The organism is Plantibacter sp. MDV22-iso1 (assembly GCF_058408345.1).
In genome coordinates, this window is sequence record NZ_JBZVDY010000001.1 from 1,169,122 (window position 1) to 1,187,796 (window position 18,675).

At 69.4% G+C, this 18,675-nt stretch carries 21 protein-coding genes; 11 read left to right on the forward strand and 10 right to left on the reverse strand.

All coding sequences use genetic code 11. From position 1 onward, the window contains the following. Positions 1–81 precede the first annotated feature (81 nt). The 4 genes from AC4PMY_RS05575 to AC4PMY_RS05590 are packed head-to-tail and all read left to right on the forward strand — an operon-like array spanning position 82 to position 4,427. The gene (locus AC4PMY_RS05575) at positions 82–1,785 is read left to right on the forward strand and encodes an amidohydrolase (protein ID WP_491622172.1); all 1,704 of its coding nucleotides are present in this window, start codon (positions 82–84) and stop codon (positions 1,783–1,785) included. Between the two features lies 1 nt (position 1,786). Further along, complete coding sequence (locus AC4PMY_RS05580; RefSeq protein WP_491622173.1) at positions 1,787–2,680, forward strand: ABC transporter substrate-binding protein; 894 nt, start codon at positions 1,787–1,789, stop codon at positions 2,678–2,680. A 2-nt stretch (positions 2,681–2,682) separates the two neighbouring features. Beyond that, on the forward strand, positions 2,683–3,654 hold the full coding sequence (locus tag AC4PMY_RS05585) for an amino acid ABC transporter permease (RefSeq protein ID WP_199687141.1): 972 nt from the start codon (positions 2,683–2,685) through the stop codon (positions 3,652–3,654). After that, positions 3,651–4,427: an amino acid ABC transporter ATP-binding protein gene (locus AC4PMY_RS05590; protein WP_064294173.1), complete on the forward strand. Its 777-nt coding sequence runs from the start codon at positions 3,651–3,653 to the stop codon at positions 4,425–4,427. The genes AC4PMY_RS05585 and AC4PMY_RS05590 overlap by 4 nt, the downstream gene beginning before the upstream one ends. A 75-nt stretch (positions 4,428–4,502) precedes the next feature. On the opposite strand, the gene AC4PMY_RS05595 is transcribed toward AC4PMY_RS05590, so the two are convergent. From AC4PMY_RS05595 to AC4PMY_RS05620, 6 genes are all read right to left on the reverse strand, one after another. Continuing rightward, positions 4,503–4,721: a hypothetical protein gene (locus tag AC4PMY_RS05595; protein ID WP_064294172.1), complete on the reverse strand. Its 219-nt coding sequence runs from the start codon at positions 4,719–4,721 to the stop codon at positions 4,503–4,505. A gap of 151 nt (positions 4,722–4,872) precedes the next feature. Next, a complete protein-coding gene (locus AC4PMY_RS05600) occupies positions 4,873–5,496 on the reverse strand; it encodes a hypothetical protein (RefSeq protein WP_064294171.1) in 624 nt (207 codons plus the stop codon). Then, positions 5,493–6,107, reverse strand: coding sequence for a DUF6286 domain-containing protein (locus AC4PMY_RS05605; protein WP_079001394.1), 615 nt, complete (start codon positions 6,105–6,107; stop codon positions 5,493–5,495). The genes AC4PMY_RS05600 and AC4PMY_RS05605 overlap by 4 nt, the downstream gene beginning before the upstream one ends. Next, positions 6,104–6,517 carry a hypothetical protein gene (locus tag AC4PMY_RS05610; RefSeq protein WP_064294169.1) on the reverse strand — a complete coding sequence of 138 codons (414 nt, stop codon included), beginning with the start codon at positions 6,515–6,517 and terminating at the stop codon, positions 6,104–6,106. Before AC4PMY_RS05610 ends, AC4PMY_RS05605 begins: the two co-directional genes overlap by 4 nt. Beyond that, positions 6,514–6,705 (reverse strand): DUF2273 domain-containing protein, encoded by a 192-nt coding sequence (locus tag AC4PMY_RS05615; protein WP_056008790.1) that lies wholly within the window; start codon positions 6,703–6,705, stop codon positions 6,514–6,516. The genes AC4PMY_RS05610 and AC4PMY_RS05615 overlap by 4 nt, the downstream gene beginning before the upstream one ends. Continuing rightward, complete coding sequence (locus AC4PMY_RS05620) at positions 6,702–7,160, reverse strand: Asp23/Gls24 family envelope stress response protein (protein WP_064294168.1); 459 nt, start codon at positions 7,158–7,160, stop codon at positions 6,702–6,704. The genes AC4PMY_RS05615 and AC4PMY_RS05620 overlap by 4 nt, the downstream gene beginning before the upstream one ends. Before the next feature lie 241 nt (positions 7,161–7,401). Between AC4PMY_RS05620 and purL the strand changes: the two genes are divergently transcribed. Continuing rightward, complete coding sequence (gene purL, locus AC4PMY_RS05625) at positions 7,402–9,735, forward strand: phosphoribosylformylglycinamidine synthase subunit PurL (protein WP_491622174.1); 2,334 nt, start codon at positions 7,402–7,404, stop codon at positions 9,733–9,735. A gap of 244 nt (positions 9,736–9,979) precedes the next feature. On the opposite strand, the gene AC4PMY_RS05630 is transcribed toward purL, so the two are convergent. Further along, positions 9,980–10,420, reverse strand: a complete 441-nt coding sequence (locus AC4PMY_RS05630) for a hypothetical protein (RefSeq protein ID WP_064294166.1) — start codon at positions 10,418–10,420, stop codon at positions 9,980–9,982. 181 nt (positions 10,421–10,601) lie between these two features. Between AC4PMY_RS05630 and AC4PMY_RS05635 the strand changes: the two genes are divergently transcribed. Together AC4PMY_RS05635 and pnuC are read left to right on the forward strand one after the other, a co-directional pair. Continuing rightward, positions 10,602–11,288 carry a GntR family transcriptional regulator gene (locus tag AC4PMY_RS05635; protein WP_079001387.1) on the forward strand — a complete coding sequence of 229 codons (687 nt, stop codon included), beginning with the start codon at positions 10,602–10,604 and terminating at the stop codon, positions 11,286–11,288. 133 nt (positions 11,289–11,421) lie between these two features. Beyond that, the gene (pnuC, locus tag AC4PMY_RS05640) at positions 11,422–12,087 is read left to right on the forward strand and encodes a nicotinamide riboside transporter PnuC (protein ID WP_064294164.1); all 666 of its coding nucleotides are present in this window, start codon (positions 11,422–11,424) and stop codon (positions 12,085–12,087) included. On the opposite strand, the gene AC4PMY_RS05645 is transcribed toward pnuC, so the two are convergent. Both AC4PMY_RS05645 and AC4PMY_RS05650 read right to left on the reverse strand, forming a co-directional pair. Then, complete coding sequence (locus tag AC4PMY_RS05645) at positions 12,018–13,352, reverse strand: sensor histidine kinase (protein ID WP_491622175.1); 1,335 nt, start codon at positions 13,350–13,352, stop codon at positions 12,018–12,020. The genes pnuC and AC4PMY_RS05645 overlap by 70 nt on opposite strands. After that, positions 13,352–14,014 (reverse strand): response regulator transcription factor, encoded by a 663-nt coding sequence (locus tag AC4PMY_RS05650; RefSeq protein ID WP_064294162.1) that lies wholly within the window; start codon positions 14,012–14,014, stop codon positions 13,352–13,354. The genes AC4PMY_RS05645 and AC4PMY_RS05650 overlap by 1 nt, the downstream gene beginning before the upstream one ends. Before the next feature lie 190 nt (positions 14,015–14,204). Between AC4PMY_RS05650 and AC4PMY_RS05655 the strand changes: the two genes are divergently transcribed. Genes AC4PMY_RS05655 through AC4PMY_RS05670 form a run of 4 tightly spaced genes read left to right on the forward strand, consistent with a single transcriptional unit; the run spans position 14,205 to position 17,732 of the window. Continuing rightward, on the forward strand, positions 14,205–14,735 hold the full coding sequence (locus tag AC4PMY_RS05655) for a hypothetical protein (protein WP_083397435.1): 531 nt from the start codon (positions 14,205–14,207) through the stop codon (positions 14,733–14,735). Continuing rightward, positions 14,732–15,796 carry a peptidoglycan-binding protein gene (locus tag AC4PMY_RS05660; protein ID WP_083397434.1) on the forward strand — a complete coding sequence of 355 codons (1,065 nt, stop codon included), beginning with the start codon at positions 14,732–14,734 and terminating at the stop codon, positions 15,794–15,796. The genes AC4PMY_RS05655 and AC4PMY_RS05660 overlap by 4 nt, the downstream gene beginning before the upstream one ends. After that, positions 15,793–16,524, forward strand: coding sequence for an ABC transporter ATP-binding protein (locus AC4PMY_RS05665; protein ID WP_491622176.1), 732 nt, complete (start codon positions 15,793–15,795; stop codon positions 16,522–16,524). The genes AC4PMY_RS05660 and AC4PMY_RS05665 overlap by 4 nt, the downstream gene beginning before the upstream one ends. Before the next feature lie 11 nt (positions 16,525–16,535). Next, the gene (locus AC4PMY_RS05670) at positions 16,536–17,732 is read left to right on the forward strand and encodes an ABC transporter permease (protein ID WP_491622177.1); all 1,197 of its coding nucleotides are present in this window, start codon (positions 16,536–16,538) and stop codon (positions 17,730–17,732) included. 115 nt (positions 17,733–17,847) lie between these two features. On the opposite strand, the gene AC4PMY_RS05675 is transcribed toward AC4PMY_RS05670, so the two are convergent. Then, positions 17,848–18,534 (reverse strand): TetR/AcrR family transcriptional regulator, encoded by a 687-nt coding sequence (locus AC4PMY_RS05675; protein ID WP_064294157.1) that lies wholly within the window; start codon positions 18,532–18,534, stop codon positions 17,848–17,850. Positions 18,535–18,675 lie beyond the last annotated feature (141 nt).

Here is an 18,675-nt window from a genome sequence, read left to right on the forward strand (position 1 = left end):
CGGGTTATGCTCTCGATACCGCTAGTGCGCCGAGGATGACGCGCCGGCCAGACGGCACCACCGACGCTTCGAGCAGGTGATATGACGAGCAACGCGGACACGGTCTTCACCGGAGGCACCGTCTTCCGGAACGCCCTGCTCACGCCGCAGAACGGTGCCGTCGCCGTCTCCGACGGCCGGATCGTCGCCCTCGACGCCGACGCACACGCGGCGATCGGTCCCGACACCGAGATCGTCGACCTCCGAGGCGGTCTTCTGCTCCCCGGCTTCGTGGACGCGCACGTCCACCCGATCGAGGCCGGACTCGAACAGCTCGCGTGCGATCTGTCGAGCGAGCGCACCCCCGAGGGATACCTCGCCACGATCGCCGCCTACGCCGAGGCCCACCCCGAGCGCCCGTGGATCGTCGGCGGCGGCTGGCAACAGGCCGCCTTCCCCGGCGGCACCCCGCTCGCCGCGGAGCTCGACCGAGTGGTGCCGGACCGGCCCGTCTTCCTCCAGAACCGCGATCACCACGGAGCCTGGGTGAACACCGAGGCGCTCCGCCTCGCCGGCGTCGACCACACCACACCGGACCCCGCCGACGGCCGGATCGAACGGGACGCGGACGGCACCCCGAACGGCATGCTCCACGAGGGTGCCCGCTCGCTCGTGTCCCGGTTCGTCCCCGTCGACACCGACGAGGACGTCGCGGCCGCCCTCGTCGCAGCCCAGCAGACCCTCCACGGCTTCGGCGTCACCGGCTGGCAGGACGCGATCGTCGGCGACTACGGCAGCCACACCGATACGAGCGACGCCTACCTGCAGGCGATGGCGGCCGGGTTGCTCATGAGCGACGTCGTGGGGGCGCTCTGGTGGGACCGGGATCGTGGACTCGAGCAGATCGACGAACTCATCGCTCGCCGCGACGCGATCGCACGCCGCGCCGCGGCCCTCGGGACGACGACCGGGCGCTTCACCGCGGGCACCGTCAAGATCATGCAGGACGGCATCCCCGAGAACCGGACCGCCGCGATGATCGACCCCTACCTGCGCACCTGTCACTGCGGAGACACCGCGCCCGAACGCGGCATCTCCTTCCTGGAGCCCGCGATCCTCGTCGAGGCGGTCACGAGGCTGGACGCCGCGGGGTTCCAGGTCCACTTCCACGCGATCGGCGACCGGGCGGTCCGCGAGTGCCTCGACGCCCTCGAGGCCGCGCGGGAGCGCAACGGCGAGAGCGACAACCGGCACCACATCGCGCACGTGCAGATCGTCCATCCCGACGACCTGCCGCGGTTCGCCCGACTCGGCGTCACGATGAACATGCAGGCGCTCTGGGCCACGTGGGAGCCCCAGATGGTCGAGCTGAACCTGCCGCTGCTCGGCGACGAACGCGCCTCCTGGCAGTATCCGTTCGGCGATGCGGCACGACTCGGCACCCTGCTCTGTGCCGGATCGGACTGGCCCGTCACGACCCCCGACCCGTGGCAGGCCCTGCATGTGGGGGTCAACCGCACGCTGCCGGCCGACGATCCCGACCACCACCCCGAACCGCTCAACCCAGGACAGTCGCTGACGCTCGGAGCGGCGATCGCCGCGTACACGCACGGGTCCAACCGGATCGACCACCGCGACGACACCGGCGTGATCGAGGTCGGCGCCGTCGCAGACCTCGTCCTCGTCGACCGTGATCCGTTCGCCGGCCCCACCACCGAGATTGCGCACACCAGGACCGTCGGGACCTGGATCGCCGGACGCCGCGTCTTCACCTCCACCACCACATCAACCGAGCAAGGAACCTGACATGAAGAACCGATACCTGCTCCCGGCCGCACTCACGGCCGCCGCCGCGCTGCTGCTCACCGGCTGCGTCAACAACGAGGTCGCCACGCCCGACGCCACCGGCTCCACCGCCGCGGTGACCGTCGACAAGGCCGCCGAGGCGCTCCTCCCCGACGACATCCGTCAGGCCGGCAAGCTCATCCTCGGCACCGACGCGACCTACGCGCCCAATGAGTTCAAGGACGCGAACGGCGACCCGATCGGTTGGGAGATCGAGCTCGCCGACGCGATGGCCGGCAAGCTCGGCCTCACCACCGACTACCAGGTGGCGAAGTTCGACAACATCATCCCGAGCATCACCGGTGGCAAGTACGACGTCGGGCTGTCGTCGTTCTTCGACACCAAGGAGCGTCAGCAGCAGGTCGACATGATCGACTACTTCACGGCCGGGATCCAGTGGGCGACCCTGGCGGGCAAGTCCGTCGACCCCGACAACGCCTGCGGGCTGAAGGTCGCCGTCCAGAACGGCACGACGGAGGCCCTCGACGACGTCCCCGCCAAGTCGCAGGCCTGCACCGACGCCGGTAAGCCGGCGATCGAGGCCCTCGGCTACGACACGCAGGACGAGGCCACGGCTGCAGTCACACTCGGCCGCGCCGACGCGATGACCGCCGACTCCCCGGTCGTGCAGTACGCCGTCCAGCAGAGCGACGGCAAGCTCGAACTCTCCGGTGACGTCTACTCGACGTTCCTCTACGGCATGCCGATCGCGAAGGACCGTGGCGACCTCGGCAAGGCCCTCCAGGCCGCCCTGCAGTCCCTCATGGACGACGGCACCTACGGCTCGATCCTGAGCAAGTGGGGCGTCGAGTCCGGCGCCATCGACAAGATCGACATCAACGGCGCGACGAGCTGACCATGAGCGACTCCAGAACCACCGGGACGGCGTCCGCGCCCCCGGTGCCGTTGAAGGTCGTCAAGCTCCGCCATCCCTGGCGGAACGTGTTCGCCGTCATCATCGTGCTGTTGCTCGTCGCGTTCGTGGTCGACGCGGCGACGCGACCGGCGTACGACTGGCCGGCCGTCGGCAAGTACGTCTTCGACCGGCGCATCACCATGGCAGCGCTCATCACGCTGCAGCTGACGGTGTACTCGATGATCGGCGCCATCGTCCTCGGCGTCGTGCTCGCGATCATGCGGCTGTCGCCGAACCCGGTGCTCAAGGCCATCGCGTGGGGCTTCGTCTGGCTGTTCCGCGGGACGCCGGTCTACGTGCAGCTGGTCTTCTGGGGCCTGCTCGCGACGATCTATCCGACGCTCAACATCGGACTGCCCTTCCTCCCGCCGATCGCGCAGCTGCCGACCGATGCCGCGCTGAACACGTTCTGGATCGCCGTCATCGGGCTGGCACTCAACGAGGCCGCCTACATGTCGGAGATCGTGCGCGCCGGTCTGCTGTCGGTGGACCGCGGACAGGAGGAGGCGTCGACGGCGCTCGGGATGAGCTGGGCGCAGACGATGCGGCGGGTCATCCTGCCGCAGTCGATGCGGATCATCATCCCGCCGACCGGCAACGAGGTGATCTCGATGCTCAAGACCACGTCGCTCGTGACGGCCGTCCCGTTCACGCAGGAGCTCTACACGAGATCGCGGGACATCTCGTCCGAGACGTTCAACCCGATCCCGTTGCTCATCGTCGCGTCGCTCTGGTACCTGCTGTTCACCTCGATCCTGATGGTGGGGCAGTACTTCCTGGAGAAGCGGTTCGCGCGCGGCCTCACCCGGATCGACGCGGGGGCACCCGTCACGACCGAGGCCATCCAGGTCCAGGAGGCGGAGGCGCGCGCCAAGCAGAGCCCAACCGACGGCGAGAGCGGAGAACGACGATGACGATCACGGACACGATCGACATGGTCCGCGCGGAGGGCGTGGTGAAGTCCTTCGGCTCGAACACGGTCCTCAAGGACATCTCCCTGACGGTACGACGCGGCGAGGTCATGTGCCTGGTCGGGCCGTCGGGCTCCGGCAAGTCGACCTTCCTGCGCTGCATCAACCACCTGGAGCGGGTCGACGGCGGACGGTTGCTCGTCGAGGGGGACCTCATCGGCTACCGCGAGCGAGGCGACAAGCTCTACGAGTTGAAGCCCAAGGAGGCGGCGAAGCAGCGGCGCGACATCGGTATGGTGTTCCAGCGGTTCAACCTGTTCCCGCATATGACGGCGCTCGAGAACATCATCGAGGCGCCCATGCAGGTGAAGGGTCAACGGCGAGCGGTCGCCGAGCAGCGCGGCCGGGAACTCCTGGACCGGGTCGGTCTGAGCGACAAGGCGGCTGCATACCCCGGTCACCTGTCGGGCGGTCAGCAGCAGCGGGTCGCGATCGCGCGGGCCCTCGCGATGGATCCGAAGCTCATGCTGTTCGACGAGCCGACCTCGGCACTCGATCCGGAGCTGGTCGGCGAGGTCCTCGACGTCATGAAGGGGCTCGCGAAGGACGGCATGACGATGATCGTCGTGACGCACGAGATGGGGTTCGCCCGAGAGGTGGCCGACTCGCTCGTGTTCATGGACGGCGGCGTGGTCGTGGAGACGGGAGCGCCCCGCGAGGTGCTCGCCAATCCGCAGCACGCCAGGACACGCGCGTTCCTGTCGAAAGTGTTGTGAGCACGAACGCCGCCCGCTCTCCCAGACTGGGGCGAGCGGGCGGCGTTCTGCCCGAGGACGGACGGGCGAAGGGGCTCAGTGGAGCTTCTTCTGGACTTCCTTCTGAGCCTTCGCCGTGGCCTTCTTCGCGTTCTTCACGGCCTTCTTGCGCGCCTTCTCGACGCGAGGGTCGTTCCAGAACTCTTCTGCGGCGTGCTTGATCTCGCGGTACCGGGTGCGTCCGGCCTTCGCGCCGAGCGTGTAGGCACCGAAGGCGATGAGGCCGACGATGATGAGGAGGATCTTCTTACCCATGATGTTGCTCCCTCTCCCACGGATCGCCGTGGGGCGTTGATGTGTCCCGATGGTTCATCCCGCGACACTGGCATTCTGCGACGCGCGGCTGCGGATCAGCCGATTCGGACGGGGGCTTGCAATTGCACCGGCATGTCCGGATCAGTGACGGTCACTGGAGGACGCGCTTCGGCTTGGCGGCGCGGAAGCCGCCACCGACCTCGACGAGGACGGGGAGTTCGACGCCGAGCAGGCGGTCGAGCGACTCCACCGCCGTACTGACGGTCTCCACCGCCGTGCGGGGCGAGACGCCACGCCGGCAGGTGACGGCGACCTTGAGCGCCTGCGCCCGGTTCACGTCCCAGGCGGAGACGCGGACGGACGAGAACGCCTCGGTGTCGTCGAGGGCATCGCCGAGGGCATTGGCCGCGACGTCCGTCTCGAGCACGATGTCGCCGTGCTCGACGGTCGCGCGATGCACGACGCCGGAACGGCCGCGCCCCTGGCGAAGGACGAACAAGATGAGCAGGGCGGCGACGACCACGAGCAGCACGATCCCGGCGATCGGGACGAGGACCGGGGCCGTCTGACCGGCGTCCGCGCCGGACACCGCTGCGAATGGGTTCCAGGCGAACCAGCCGTCGATCGTGTCGAGCACGGCGGCCCGATTGTCGCGCCACCAGTCCGCGACGACGGGCACGGTGACGACGGCGAGCGCCGCCGCCCCGATCACGACGAACACGAGTCCGATGAGGAGGATGAGCAGACGGTTCAGTCCGCGGTTGGTGGAGTTCACTGTCCGACCTTCCCGTTCGACGAGATGGAGGTGGTCGCCCGGAGCGACGGCTGCAGGCCGAACGCGTCGAGGTCTGCGGCGACGGCGCGGTCGACTTCGGACCGGTCGACGCTCATGCCGCTGGCCGGGGTGATCCGGATCGCTGCGGTCCGCCGCCCGACGGCCACGGAGGTGCCATCAGGATGCGTGGCAGCCGTCGTCGAAGCGCGCTGCGCGAGGGCCGACGCGATGACCTCGTCGTCGACGACCGCGAGTACGCGCCCGGTCGACAACAGGTGGCGGTGACGACGTCCCGGGCCGAGCGCGATCCCGATGAGGACCACTCCGAGCAGGAGCACGAGTGCCCCCGCGACACCGAGGATGACCGGTTGCGTCGACGGCAGGCTCGCCGCGGCTCCCGGGATCTCACCCGGGGCGACGAGGAGCGGGCGGACGCCGATGAGGGCGAGCACCGTCTCCACGGCGATCCAGAGCGCGACGAGCACGAGCAGGACCGCGAGGAGGATCGCGGCGGTCGAGCGCGGCGAGTGCAGTTCGCGGCGAGCCAGGCGCCGGAGCACCCTCGTCGGGCCGGCGGCCGGAGTCGTGGCTGCGGTGGCGGTGGCGGTCATGAGACGCGTCCTTCCTGGTCGATCTCGAGTCCGCTCACGCGGATGGAGACGCGCGAGACGCTCGAACCGGACAGCTGCTCGACGCGAGCGGCGATGGCACCGGTGGCGGCCGAGACGCGCTCGACGATGGAGCCCCCTGAGCGCTGGAGCGCGTCGGGGGCGGCCGAGACGCGCGCCAGTGGGATCGCACGCATCGGCGAGGTGACGATGAGCGCGAGCGCGCCCTGGTCGTCGGCGAGCTCGACCTTCACACGTCCCGCCGGGACCCCGAGCGACTCGGCCGCGATGTTCACGGCGACGTGCTCGAGGGCCTTCGCGGTGATCCGCGTCCGGCCCGGCCCGCCGTGCTGATGCACGACGGGCGCTTCGGCGGCCGAGGGGACTCCCCGGTCGAGGACGGCGGTGGTCATGACGAGACGCGCTTCCCGCGGACGGCGTCGACGATCGCGTTCAGGTCGGTCTGGCCGGTGACGATGCGAGCCACGAGGGCGCCGATCCCCATCGCGACCGCGACGAACACGAACGCCCAGAACCCGAAGGCGACCCAGCTGAGTGCGAGGACGGCTCCGATCAGGATGCCGGTGTTGGTGGCGGTCACTGGACTCGCGCCTCGGCGTTCTGGTCCTCGTCGTCGGACGGGATGAAGACGTCGCTGACGGTCACGTTGACCTCGGTGACCTCCATGCCGACGAACTGCTCGATCGCGCGGATGACGGAGGCGCGGACCTCGCTCGCGACGGCCTGCAGGTCCACCGGGTAGTCGGCGACGATCACGACGTCGACGGCGACCTGGGTCTCGCCGACCTCGACACGGATGCCCTGGGACAGGTCGGAGGAGCCGATGGCGTCGCGGATGGCACCGAAGGCACGGGCTGCGCCACCACCGAGGGCGTGCACGCCGCGGACCTCGCGGGCTGCGATGCCGGCGATCTTCGCGACCACGCCGTTGTCGATGACCGTCTTGCCGTGGGTGTTCGTCTGCGTGGCGGCGTTGTTCTCGCCGACGACACCCTTCGTGACGGTGGGCTTCGGGGAGTTGGTGGTGTTCGACATGGTGTTGCCCTTCCTGGTTCGTCTCGAGCGAGCGGTTGATCGCTTCGTTGGTGATAGGACGCAACCATCGCACCGATCGTCACGGTCGATCTCGAAGCTCGTGAAGAGACCTCGAATCCTGCACCGCACCGTGACGAATCGGCGTCGACCTCCGACGCCCATCCGAGGATCTGTTCGTCGCTGCACGCCGCTAAGATTGGTGGGTCCGGCATCCCACCACTTCCTTTGGAGTCCTGCCCTCGTGACGACCACCACCCCCACCAGCTCCGCCGTCGCCGACACCGTCGAGAACGCCGTCGCGACACCGGACCGCGAGCAGCCCTACGGCGCCCTCGGGCTGAAGGCCGACGAGTACGCGAAGATCCGCGAGATCCTCGGCCGTCGTCCCACGAGCGGCGAGCTCGCCATGTACTCGGTCATGTGGAGCGAGCACTGCTCCTACAAGTCCAGCAAGATCTACCTGCGCCAGTTCGGCCAGAAGGTCACCGACGAGATGAAGAAGAACCTCATGGTCGGCATGGGCGAGAACGCCGGCGTCATCGACGTCGGCGAGGGCTGGGCCGTGACCTTCAAGGTCGAGAGCCACAACCACCCCTCCTACATCGAGCCCTTCCAGGGTGCGGCAACGGGCGTCGGCGGCATCGTCCGCGACATCATCTCGATGGGTGCCCGACCGGTCGCCGTCATGGACCAGCTCCGATTCGGCGACATCGACCACCCCGACACCGCGCGCGTCGTGCACGGCGTCACCGCCGGCATCTCCTCCTACGGCAACTGCCTGGGCCTGCCGAACATCGGTGGCGAGACCTACTTCGACAAGGTGTACCAGGGCAACCCGCTGGTCAACGCCCTGTCGGTCGGCGTCCTGCGTCACGAGGACCTCCGCCTCGCCAACGCCTCGGGCGTCGGCAACAAGATCGTCCTCTTCGGTGCCCGCACCGGTGGCGACGGCATCGGCGGCGCCTCCATCCTCGCGTCCGACTCCTTCGACGCGAACGGCCCGACGAAGCGTCCGGCCGTCCAGGTCGGCGACCCGTTCGCCGAGAAGGTGCTCATCGAGTGCTGCCTCGAGCTCTACCGCGACAGCCTCGTCGAGGGCATCCAGGACCTCGGTGCCGCCGGCATCTCCTGCGCCACGAGCGAGCTCGCGGCCAACGGCGACGGCGGCATGTTCGTCGAGCTGTCGCACGTGCTGCTGCGCGACCCCTCGCTGACGCCCGAGGAGATCCTCATGTCGGAGTCGCAGGAGCGCATGATGGCCGTCGTCGAGCCGGGCAAGCTCGACGCGTTCCTCGCCGTCACCGACAAGTGGGACGTCGAGACCTCGGTGCTCGGTGAGGTCACCGACACCGGCCGCCTCGTCATCAACTGGCACGGCGAGGAGATCGTCAACGTCGACCCCTCGACCGTCGCGGTCGACGGCCCGGTCTACGAGCGCCCGGTCGCCTACCCCACCTGGATCGACGCACTGCAGGCCGACTCCGCGTCGGCCCTCCCCCGCACCGACGCCCCTGCCGAGCTGGAGCAGCAGTTCCGCTCCCTCCTCGGATCGGCGAACCTCGCGGACAAGAGCTGGATCACCAACCAGTACGACTACTACGTCATGGGCAACACCGCGCTGTCCTTCCCCGACGACGGCGGCATGATCCGCGTCGACGAGGAGTCCGGCCTCGGCTTCGCCATCGCGACCGACGCGAACGGCCGCTACTGCCAGCTCGACCCGCGCCAGGGTGCACAGCTCGCGCTCGCGGAGGCCTACCGCAACGTCGCCGTCACCGGTGCCGTCCCGGCCGCCGTCACCGACTGCCTGAACTTCGGCTCGCCGGAGAACCCCGAGGTCATGTGGCAGTTCTCCGAGGCCGTCGCCGGCCTGTCGGACGCCTGCCTCGAGCTCGGCGTGCCCGTCACCGGCGGCAACGTGTCGTTCTACAACCAGACGGGCGACGTCCCGATCTTCCCGACGCCCGTCGTCGGCGTCCTCGGCGTGATCGACGACGTCGCGCGCCGCATCCCGAGCGGATGGCAGGACGAGGGCGACAACCTCTATCTCCTCGGCACCACGTCACTCGAGCTCGACGGCTCCGCCTGGGCCGGGACGATCCACGACCACCTGGGTGGTCTGCCGCCGAAGGTCGACCTCGCCGGCGAGAAGACGCTGGCCGAGCTGCTGCACGCCGCGGCCAAGGAGGGCCTCGTGTCCTCCGCCCACGACCTCTCCGACGGCGGTCTCGCTCAGGCGCTCGCGGAGAGCGTCATGCGCTTCGGTGTCGGCGCCCGGGTCTTCCTCGGTGAGCTGCTCGCGCGCGACGGCGTCGACCTCACGACGGCGCTCTTCTCCGAGTCCACCGGACGCGTCATCGTCTCGGTGCCGCGCGAGGACGACGTCAAGTTCCAGGGCCTGTGCGAGGGCCGCGGGTACCCGGTGCTCCGCATCGGCGTGACCGACGCCTCGGCCGTCGGCGACGCGACCGAGCCCGCCCTCGAGATCCAGGACGTCCTGACCATCCCGGTCTCCGAACTGCGTCGGGTGTCGAAGAGCGTGCTCCCCGAGCGGTTCGGCCCGGTCGTCGGCTGAGCGACCCGACTCCACACAGCCCCTGCGCCCGACGGCGCGGGGGCTGTGTCGTTCTCGGGGCTGCGTCGTTGTCGGGGCTGCGTCGTCGCTGGATGGACCTCGAGACGCCGGGTGGGCGGATACCCGAAACCCACCCACCCGACTCACCACCGGGCGCTCGAGCCAGGAACCCGAATGTCCTGACCGGCGTCTCCGGCAGTGGTGTCGCAAGCGACACCTTCAGCATATCAGCATTTGGAATGCTTCACGGAAGCGTCGCGGCCATCCCCCACAGTCGTTCCACGGCCAGTTCCGCGGCGATCGCGTCCCCCTCCGCGACCGCGTCCCGAAGGATCGGGAAGTCGACCGCGAGCGACGGCCAATCGAGCCAGTCGGTGTCGGCGGTGACCTCCAGCTGCGGCGACAGCAGCGCGAGTGCGTCGCGAGCGGTCGTGACCAGGATGCGATTTGGACAGAGGGCGACGAGATGGTCCATGAGCGGCCAGGAGAGCCCGGCGTAGGCGACCGGGTCCTGCAGGCCGATCACTCGCGACACCTCGTCCAACTCGGCGACGAGCACCGCTCGGTCGGCGTCCTCGAGGACGGGCACGGTCACGCGCGTCACACCGCCCAGCAGCGCCCCGAGCGTCTGGAAGAGATGGATCCGCCGATGGCGGGGTCTGCTGGCCGCCGAATCCGCCGACATGCGTCCCACCTTCCTGCCGTTCCAGGTCAACCCGTGCGCGTCAGGATAGCAAGGCCCAGCGCGCCCGACGACACCTGTGCATCCGGCATGTTCTACAACACATGAGGCACAAAACTATCCAACACACCTTGGATATCGGTATTCTGAACTGGTCATATCCCAGCTCGACGATCGGAGTCCCATGCCTGTCCCCAAAACCGTCGAGACGAGCCCTCGGAAGCTCCTGCGCGACATCGTCTTCGAGCAGCTCCTGACCGCCATCGAGGACGGCACCCTCGAGCCCGGGGAACGCCTCAACGACGAGGAGCTCGAGAAGTGGCTCGGTGTCTCGAGGACCCCGATCCGCGAAGCGATCAGCAAGCTCGCCGACATCGGACTGGTCGAGACCGCCCCGCAGCGGTACACCCGCGTCGCGAAGCCCACCGCCGAGCAGTACGCGGAAGCACTGCGCCTCCTGAACGGATTCCACGAGCTCAGCGCACGATGGAGCATCCCGCAGTTCACCGACGAGGACGTCGCGGCGTTCCGCGAACTCGGCGACGCCGTGCTCGCGGACATCGAGGCGCGTGACAAGCACGTCCTCCGGTCGTCGTCCGCCTTCGCCGACTTCATGGTCGAGCGTTCGGGCAACTCGCTGCTGCAGCAGGTCGCCCGTCAGATGAACACGCGGGTGACCTACACCTCGCTGCCGACGATCGACTTCTTCCAGTGGGACATCTTCGCCGCGTACGTCACCGGACTGGTCGCGGCCGCCGAGGCACGCAGCGCCGAGGACGCCGAGCGCGTCATGCGCAAGCAGGCCGAGGCCACCGACGCCTTCCTCGAGCAGGTCATCGCCGCCGGTGGAGCATTGCCCGCCGAGAGCTAGCCGGCGAACGCTGTCGAACAGCGGACCGTCACAGAGCCGCCTCCCGATCGGGAGGCGGCTCTGCACGTTGTACGGTGGACCGTCGGTCGCGTGACCGCGCATCATCTGGCCACGGACCGATCGGAGGACTGCAGTGGGGATCCTGCTCTGGCTCTTCGACGCGACGTTCCGAGTCGGCGACCAGGTGGTCCTCTGGCGGGAGGTCGTCGGCAACCTGTTCGGCCTGGCGAGCGCCCTCGGAGGCATGCGTCGCCGTGCCTGGGCCTGGCCCGTCGGCATCATCGGCAACGCGCTCCTCCTGACCGTCTTCCTCGGCGCGGTCTTCCACACGCCGAACCCGACCAACCTGCTGGGACAGGCGGGCCGCCAGCTCATGTTCATCGTCGTGTCGATCTACGGCTGGGTGCAGTGGCGACGGGTCGAACGGGTCGAGGCGACGACCGGTCCGGTCGCCGTGATCCGGCCCCGCTGGGCCGGCTGGCGGGTGCGGCTCGTCCTCGTCGGTCTCCTGCTCGGTGGGACGCTGCTCCTGATCCCCGTGTTCCGGGCACTCGGCTCCTACGAGCCGGTCTGGGCCGACGCCTGGATCTTCATGGGATCCCTCCTCGCCACCTGGGGGATGGCGAAACGCTGGGTGGAGTTCTGGCTCATCTGGGTCGCGGTCGACCTGGTCGGTGTGCCGCTCCTGTTCGGCGCCGGGTACTGGGTCTCGGCGTCGATGTACCTGTTCTACGGGGCGTTCACCCTCGCCGGCTTCTTCGTGTGGGCCCGCGGCGAGCGCGTCGTCACGGCGCGCTGAGTCGACGACGCTGCATCCGCGTCCGGGCGGCGCGGCGGGAAGGTGACCGTCACCACCAGCCCGCCCTCCGACCGCGCGGTGAGCTCGAGCGCAGCCCCGTGCACCTCGGCGATGCTCTCCACGATGGCGAGTCCGAGCCCGCGTGATCGCTCCGGACCGCGCGCGACCCGGCCGCCGGCGCGGTAGAACGGTTCGGTGAGCCTCGCGACCACGTCCGCCGGGATCGACTCGCCGGAGTTCTCGACCCGGAGGACGACCGTGCCGCCCGCCGGCCCGCCCGACCGGCGCACCGAGACCCGCACGAAACCACCGTCGACATTGTGTCGGACGGCGTTCTGCAGGAGGTTCCCGCACAGCTGATGCAGCATGGCCTCGTCGCCCCAGACCGCGAGGTCCTGTACCTCGGCCGTGCAGTCGATCCCGCGCGCTCGAGCTGCTGAGGCCGCGGTGACGCAGGCCTCGGAGGCCAGCTCTCCGAGTGCCACGTTCTCACCCCGCAGCTCCGAGTGCTCGAGGTCGGCGAGGTCGAGGACGGCCTCGACGGTCTGGATGCTGCGCGTGTTCGTCTCACGGAGTCGGGCGATGAGTCCCCTGACGGTCTGTTCGTCGAGGTCGTCGCTGGTCGCCGCGACGTCGAGCATCGCCTGGGTCGTCGCGAGCGGGGTCCGCAGCTCATGAGAGGCGTTCGCCGCGAACCGTTGGTGGGCGCGGAACGACCGGTCGAGCCGTTCGAGCATGTGGTCGAAGGTGTCGGAGAGGTCGGTGATCTCGTCCCGCGGGCCCGCGAGGGCGACCCGATGGTCGAAGGATCCGGTCGCCGCCCGCTGCGCGGCCACGTTGATCTCGTGCAACGGACGCAACAGCCTGCCCGACAGGATCCAACCGCCCCACGCACTCGCCGCCGCGAGGACGACGAGCACGATGAGCGACCAGACGAGGAGCGTGTTCAGGATGTCGCTCTGGTCCGAGACGACGAGTGCCGCTGCACCGTTCGCCGAGGTCAGCCCCTCCACCGGCTGATAGGTGGCCGCCCCGGCGGCCTCGGTCGGCACGGTCGCCTGCAGCCAGGTCGCGCCGTCCATGGCCGCATCGGCCCGCACCGCGGTGATCGCGTACGTCGGGACGTACCGCATGAAGGCGTAGATGAGGGCGAGCATGATCGAGCCGGCGACGGTGAACAGCAGCGCGTACGTCAGCGTCAAGCGCATGCGCACCGTCAAGCGGTTCGGGCGGCTGAGCAACCCCGCGGCGTCGGAACGGGGCATCAGTCGCCCTCGATCCGGTAGCCCGCGCCCGGGACGGTCGTGATCACCCACGGCGAGCCGAGGCGTCGGCGGAGGTTCGAGATGGTCACGCGGATGGTGTTCGTGAACGGGTCGACGTTCTCGTCCCAGGCCTTCTCGAGGAGGGTCTCGGCGCTCACGACCCCGCCGTCGGCGAGCAGCAGCTGCTCGAGGACCGCGAACTCCTTCCGCGACAGCTTCACGTACACGCCGTCGCGGAAGACCTCCCGCCGGAACGGGTCGAGTCGCACTCCCGCGCGCTCGAGGACCGGAGGGCGCGACTCCGCCGTGCGCCGGGCGAGCGCGCGGAGCCTGGCCACGAGCTCCGGGAACTCGAACGGCTTCACCAGGTAGTCGTCGGCGCCGAGACCGAGGCCGGACACGGTGTCGTCGAGTCGACGTGCCGCCGTCAGCATCATGACGCGCACACCGGGATGCTCGGCGACCACCGTTCGGCACACGTCATCGCCGTGGGTGCCCGGCAGGTCCCGATCGAGGAGCAGGACGTCGTAGTCGTTGATCGTGAGCGCCTCGAGCGCTGCGTCGCCGTCGTGGACGACGTCCGCGGCGATCGCCTCCTGCCGAAGGCCGGCTCGGACCGCCTCGGCCAGGTAGACCTCGTCCTCGGCAACCAGGACGCGCATGATGTTCCTCTCGATTGGGTGTGGTGACTCCGGGATCGTACGGACGCCGATCGAGCAACCCCCGAGTGTCGGTTATCTACCGTGCCGTTCGGGACGTTCAGAGAACGTCAACGTTTTCCTTGACGCCCGGACAACGCGCCGCCGAGTGGACTGGTCGTCACCAGTCAGCCCCACCCACTGAGGAGTGCAGATGTCCGACATCACCATCACCCGTTCCGTCCGCCGTCCGGCCGGCAGACTCGCCGCCCTCATCGCGATCCCGTTCCTCATCGGATCGTTGGCCGCGTGCGCATCGGGCTCACCCGGATCCGAGCCGGGCTCGAAGACGCCGTCCACGGTTCAGAGCTTCGAGGACTGGCAGCTCGCCTTCGCCTCCTGCATGCGCGACGAGGGCGTGGACATGCCCGACCCCGGCAAGGACGGCTCCGGCGCCGCGATCAGTCTCGGCGATGCGGACCCGGAAGCCTTCACCGCTGCTTCCAAGACGTGCACCGACAAGCTCGGAGCCCCGCCCGCACCGGCGGGCGGCGACGTGCCCGTCTCGGACCGGTTCGAAGAACAGCTCCAGATGGCCGAGTGCTTCCGCGAGAACGGCATCGACGTCCCCGACCCGGTGAAGGGTGAGGCGATGAACATTCCGAGCGACGTGCCTGAAGACGTGCTCGACGCCTGCGGCCTCGACATGAGCAACGGCAGCTCACTCGGCTCGACGAACCGATGACCGACCGCCGCCGGATCATCGCAGCCCTCTGCGTCGGCGCCGTCCTGATCTCGGGCGGCGCCGTCGCGAGCATCGCCGTGCTCTCCTCGGCCGAGGCGACCAGTCAGGAAGAGCCCTCGAACACCGTCCGAACGGGCACCGCGCCGATCACCGCCGGCGACCTCGCCGGAACAACCCAGGCGACGGGCACGCTCGACTACGCCGACCAGCGGACCATCGGCGGCGGGGCCGGCATCGTCACGGCGGTGCCGGCCCCCGGCAGCACGGTGTCGCTCGGCGGAACCTTGTACGCCGTCGACAACGTCCCGGTCTCGCTTCTGCACGGACCGTTGCCCGCCTGGCGGTCGTTCGAGTCCGGGATGAGCGACGGACCGGACGTGCGGCAACTCGAGACCAGCCTCGCCGCCCTCGGGTACTTCGACCGCGAGCCGGACGACGAGTTCGCGTCCTCGACCGCGCGCGCCATCGAACGGTGGCAGGAGGCGCTCGGGCTCGAGGAGACCGGACGCCTGGAACTCGGATCGGTGGTCTTCATGCCCGGCGACGTCCGGATCGCCTCGATCGACGCCGCGGTCGGCACCGCCGCGTCCGACAAGATCGTCACCGTATCGTCCCTGAACAAGCGCATCGACGTCCCGCTGAAGCTCGCGGATCAGCGTCTCGGTGTCGTCGGGACCAAGGTCGACGTCAACCTTCCCGGCGGGCAGACCACCACCGGCACGGTGACCGATGTCGGCGTCCCCACCGAGTCGGATGCCGACGGACAGAAGAAGGTCACGATCCCGGTCGGCATCACGCTCGACGATCCGGCGGCCGCGGCCGATCTGCAACGCGCGACCGTGACGGTCGGCTTCCCGACGGAACGACGCGAGAACGTCCTCTCCGTCCCGGTGGAGGCGCTCATCGCGATCGACGACAAGACGTTCGGCGTCGAGGTCGTCGAGGGGAAGGGGAAGCACCGTCAGGTCCCGGTCACGACCGGTCTGTTCGCCGATGGTCGGGTCGAGGTCTCGGGTGACGGGATCCGTGAGGGTCTCGACGTCGTGGTGCCGGTGTCATGACCGACACCATGACGGCCTCGTCCGCCGCAGCCGAGCGGCCGGCCGGCCCACCGATCATCCACCTCGAGGGCGTCACCCGCGAGTACGGTGAGCCGCCCACGCTCGCGCTCGCGGGTGTCGACCTGACGATCGAGGAGGGCGAGTTCGTCGCCATCGTCGGACCGAGCGGCTCCGGGAAGTCGACGATGCTCAACCTCATCGGGACGCTCGACCGACCCACCAGTGGGACCGCCCGCATCGCGGGTTCGGACGTCGGACGCCTCGCCGACGCGAAGCTGTCGGCCCTGCGCGCCTACCGCATCGGCTTCGTCTTCCAGCAGTTCCACCTCGCCGACGGCGTGACCACGGTGGACAACGTCGCCGACGGCCTCATCTACGCCGGGGTCCCCCGGGCCGAGCGCCGTCGTCGCGCGGTCGTCGCCCTGGAACGCGTCGGCCTCGGCCATCGTCTCGGCCACCGCCCGACGCAGCTCTCCGGCGGTGAGCGCCAGCGGGTCGCGATCGCACGCGCCGTGGTCGGCGACCCGCCGTTGCTCCTCGCCGACGAACCCACCGGCAACCTGGACTCCGTGTCCGGCGCGAGCATCGTCGAACTGCTGCACGAACTCCACGAGGCCGGCACGACCATCGTCGTGATCACGCACGACGCCGAACTCGCTGCGCGACTCCCCCGCCAGGTGGCGATCCGCGACGGCAGGATCGTGAGCGATTCGGGGCGGGCGGCATGAAGGAGCAGGGTATGTACCCCGACCACGACCGACGGTCACGGCTCCTCGGCCGCGACATCCTCCGGCTCGGGACGACCGGTCTCCGGGCTCGGCCGACGCGTGCGGTCCTCTCCGCGCTGGGGATCGCGATCGGCATCGCGGCGATGATCGCCGTCGTCGGTATCTCCTCGTCCAGTCAGGCGAAACTGCAGGCGCAGCTCTCGGCCCTCGGGACGAACCTCCTCACCGTCCAGCCGGGCCAGAACCTGTTCGGCGAGGCGGCCACTCTCCCCGAGAACACCGTCGGCAAGGTCGGGCTGATCGACGGCGTCGAACAGGCCGGCTCGGCAGCGTCGTTGCAGGACGTACTCGTCTACCGCAACAGCCTGATCGACCGCGCGTCGAGCGGCGGGCTCGGGGCGGTGGCGGTCACGGAGAGCCTGCTCGACGTCGTCGGTGGGAGGCTCGCCTCCGGCGAGTGGCTGAACCGGGCGACGGGAAGCTATCCAGCCGTCGTCCTGGGGTCGAAAGCCGCCGAACGTCTCGGCATCACGACGGTCGGCACGAAGATCCAGCTCGGCGAGCAGTACTTCACCGTGGTGGGCATCCTGGATCCCCTGGAACTCGCCCCGGAACTCGACACCACCGCGATGATCGGCGAGACGGCTGCCGCCGAGCTGTTCGGGTACGACGGCAAACCGACCACGGTGTACGAGCGGTCCGCCGATGATCGCGTCGAGGCGGTCCGCGAGCTCCTCCCCCGCACCGTGAACCCCGCGGCACCCGAGGAGGTGGAGGTGTCCAGGCCGTCCGACGCCCTTGCCGCGAAGCAGGCCGCAGATCAAGCCTTCACCGGGCTCCTCCTCGGACTCGGTTCCGTCGCCCTGCTCGTCGGGGGCATCGGTGTCGCGAACACGATGGTCATCTCGGTCCTGGAGCGCCGGCGCGAGATCGGCCTCCGTCGCGCCCTCGGGGCCACGCGGGGCCACATCCGGTCCCAGTTCCTCACCGAGGCCCTCCTGCTCTCCGCCCTCGGCGGGGTCGCCGGCGCCGCGCTCGGCACCGGCGTCACGAGCATCGTCGCCGCGGTGAACGACTGGCCGACGGCGGTGCCGCCGGAGGTGCTGCTCGCGGGCGTCGGCGCGACCCTGGCGATCGGTGCGATCGCCGGCCTCTACCCGGCGATTCGCGCGGCCAGGACACCACCGACGTCGGCCCTCAGTGGCTGAATCGGATCCGCTGCCGGGCTGCTCCGACGCGGGCCCGATCCAGGAGTTCCTGGATCGGGCCCGCCCTGCTTGTGAGGGGGTGACCGGGAACGCTCGCGACGAGCCGGGCCTGACGTCAGTCGGCGATCGACTCGGTGAGGGCGCGGACGATGGCCGGGAGCGTGCGCATCGCGAGCTCGCGCGGTGAGCCCTCATCGCCGTCCGGGTCCATGAGCACGGCCGTCTGGATGGCCGACTCGTAGAGGGCGACGACGATGTTCGCGATGTCGGGCGTCGGGATCGTGAACCGGACGTGCGCGAGTCCGGCCGCCTGGTCGAGCCACGCGGCGAGCTGCCGGCCCGCGCTCTCCTGGTGCTGGAGGTAGCGGGCGGCGACGTCGGCGTCGCGCATCGCCAGCATCCGGAACTCCGACTGGACGAGGCACCAGCGGCGGTCATCGGGCTGGAGCTCGAGGAAGGCACGGATCAGGGCCTCGAGCGAGCCCTCGGTATAGCGGCCCGCTGCGTCGAGGAGCGACGGGCTGACCGCCTGCAGTCCAGCCTCCAGGCGGTCGAGTCGGAGCTGGTTCTCGCGTGACTCGAGGGCGAAGAACAGCTCCTCCTTCGAGTCGAAGTTGGAGTAGAAGGCGCCGCGGGTGAAGCCTGCGCGCTCGCTGATCTGCTCGACGGAGGCGGCGTGCACGCCGAACTCGGCGAAGACCTCGTAGGCGGCGTCGACGAGCCGCTCGCGCGTCCGCTGCCGACGCGCGGACTCGACCGGCGCTTCGTCGCCCGGGGATTCGACCGCTTCGTGCACGCGCATCCTGACACCTTACTGACAGCTCGACCGACTTCTTGCCGATACACCACTGTATCCAATACAGTCGTGTATCGGATACACCGTTGTATCGATCCTGTCCGAACCTCTCCGTCGGCTCGCCTGCAAGCAGCGCCGACCTCCCTA